This is a genomic window from Microcystis sp. M49636_WE2 (assembly GCF_030065375.1).
GTDB classification, from domain to species: Bacteria; Cyanobacteriota; Cyanobacteriia; order Cyanobacteriales; family Microcystaceae; genus Microcystis; species Microcystis aeruginosa_C.
The window spans coordinates 1-2514 of the sequence record NZ_JASJFG010000846.1; the positions used below are offsets into that span (position 1 = coordinate 1).

Here is a 2514-nt window from a genome sequence, read left to right on the forward strand (position 1 = left end):
GTAAGTAGTTATAATTAAATCGAAGATAGATTTTGCCTCTGATCCCCCCTGCCCCCCTTGATAAGGGGGGTGCCGATCCCCCCTGCCCCCCTTGATAAGGGGGGTGCCGATAGGCGGGGGGATCCCCCTTGATAAGGGGGGGCATCTGATAATTTTTAACGCCTACCTACTTAGGGTCAAGTATGCCACACAAACGGCGATCGAGTATTTAATCACTAATCGACAACTGCCCCTAACAAAACCTGACAATACCCCTTTAAAGTCGCCACTCGCTCGCTAATTATCTGTAAACGCTTCTCCCGTCCTTGCCGGGCCGAGGCCAAAAATAACCAATCCGTCTCCAGCAATCGCCAGGATCGATATAGTTCCGTCTGGACCGTGCGCCAACGATTAGCCACCTCTGGGCTGAAATTGTCATCATTTAGTGACAATATCTCCCCCTCTAGACAGGTTTGTAAAGCTTGAAAAGATTGTAACCCCGTGGAAGCATCCCCATCTAGGAGGGCAAGACTGAAATCCTCCAGTTTTCTTAACAAAGATTTGTAGGCTTGATGGTAATTTGTCGGTAGCATCCAATACAAAGCGCGTTAGAATTTGTTACATAAGATTAACGATTTGCCGTCACGGTTGCAAGTCCTCTCTCCTCCCGACCAGAGACAAAAACTTAAAAGAATCGCGTCCTTTTCGCCGATCGATCCGATGCCAGTGTTAGAGAGTTAAGTAATCTGCCATCCCTTCGGCCTAATAGTTTTCTAGTTATCCGTCTCCTCCCCCCCCTATTATCCCCCCGATCTAACCATGAACGCCATCACTGCCATCCAACCAGAAACCCTCACCGCCCTTCCCCGGGCCACGGAACCGAAAAAAGCGTTAGTTTTACCCGATTGGCTGAAAGAATGCCTAATTACCTACGAAAACGACCCCCAGAATCCCGATAGCGATTTAATCTGTCGGGCCTTTAATTTCGCCCACAAACTCCACGAGGGCCAGTATCGCAAATCTGGGGAACCCTATATCGCCCATCCCATAGCTGTAGCGGGATTACTGCGGGATCTGGGGGGTGATGGGGCAATGATCGCGGCGGGATTCCTTCACGATGTGGTGGAAGATACGGAAGTCACCCCCGAAGAAATCGAGGCTAGATTCGGTGTTGAGGTGCGTAATTTGGTGGAAGCGGTGACAAAACTCTCCAAATTCAACTTTTCTAGCAAAACTGAACGGCAGGCTGAGAATTTTCGCCGAATGTTCCTGGCGATGGCTCAAGATATCCGCGTCATCGTGGTCAAATTAGCCGATCGCCTGCACAATATGCAAACCCTCGAACACCTCAACCCGCAACAGCAGCAACGCATCGCCCTCGAAACTAGAGAAATCTTTGCTCCTCTGGCTAACCGTTTAGGGATTGGGCGATTTAAATGGGAATTAGAGGATTTATGCTTTAAATACCTCGAACCCGATGCTTATCGCGCCGTGCAGTTATTGGTATCGGAAAAACGTATCGATCGAGAGGCCCGCATCGAAACCGTCACCAACACATTGCGGGAAAAATTGCAAGAAATTGGCATAAAAGTTCTTGATTTACAGGGTCGCCCCAAACATCTCTACGGCATTTATCATAAAATGCACAATCAAGGCAAAGAATTCGAGCAGATTTATGATATAGCCGCCGTCCGCATTATCGTCGAAACTAAAGAGGAATGTTATCGTTGTTTAGCCGTAGTTCACGACCAATTTACCCCGATTCCCAACCGTTTTAAAGACTATATCGGTTTACCAAAAGCTAACCGTTATCAATCCCTCCATACCACCGTTGTTGGTTTAAATGCCCGTCCCCTAGAAGTGCAGATTCGCACCCTAGAAATGCACCATGTTGCTGAATACGGGATTGCAGCCCATTGGAAGTATAAAGAAACCGGTTCTAGTCACACAACTTTAACCGCTGAGGATGAAAAATTTGCTTGGCTGCGTAATCTGCTCGACTGGCAAAAAGACCTTAAAGATGGCCAAGAATACATGGATGGCCTGAAAAATAATTTCTTTGAAGAAGATATCTATGTTTTCACCCCCAAAGGTGATGTGGTGGCTCTGGCCCAAGGTGCGACACCGGTAGATTTTGCCTATCATATTCATAGCGAAGTAGGTAATCAGATGAAAGGGGCAAGAATTAATGGTAAATGGTCAGTTCTTGATGCTCCCTTGCAAAATGGTGATCTGGTGGAAATTCTCACCAGCAAGCATAGTCACCCTAGTTTAGATTGGTTAAATTTTGTCGTTACTCCTAGCGCCAGAAATCGCATCCGGCAATGGTACAAAAAATCGCGCCGAGAAGAAAATATTAGCCGGGGTCGTGATTTATTAGAGAAAGAATTGGGTAAAACTGGCTTCGATGCCCTGCTGAAATCGGAACGAATGCAATCGGTGGCTAAACAGTGCAATTATGTGGCAGTAGATGATTTATTGGCGGCCTTAGGTTACGGCGAAGTTACCCTAAAAAATGTGGTTAATCGTCTGCAA

Annotated in this window: 2 protein-coding genes; one reads left to right on the top strand and one right to left on the bottom strand. The window is 47.0% G+C overall.

Annotated elements, in window-relative coordinates; genetic code table 11:
• Window positions 1-215: 215 nt before the first annotated feature.
• A complete protein-coding gene (patD, locus tag PX484_RS19395) occupies window positions 216-572 on the bottom strand; it encodes a heterocyst frequency control protein PatD (protein ID WP_004267970.1) in 357 nt (118 codons plus the stop codon).
• A 226-nt stretch (window positions 573-798) separates the two neighbouring features.
• On the opposite strand from patD, the gene PX484_RS19400 reads away from it, so the two are divergent.
• Window positions 799-2514, top strand: a 1716-nt coding sequence (locus PX484_RS19400) for a RelA/SpoT family protein (RefSeq protein ID WP_288105181.1), incomplete at its 3' end; no start/stop codon positions are given.

What these genes read in the sequence shown, in the direction of transcription:
- patD (WP_004267970.1), bottom strand. Translation starts at nt 572, where the DNA reads ATGCTACCGACAAATTACCATCAAGCCTACAAATCTTTGTTAAGAAAA.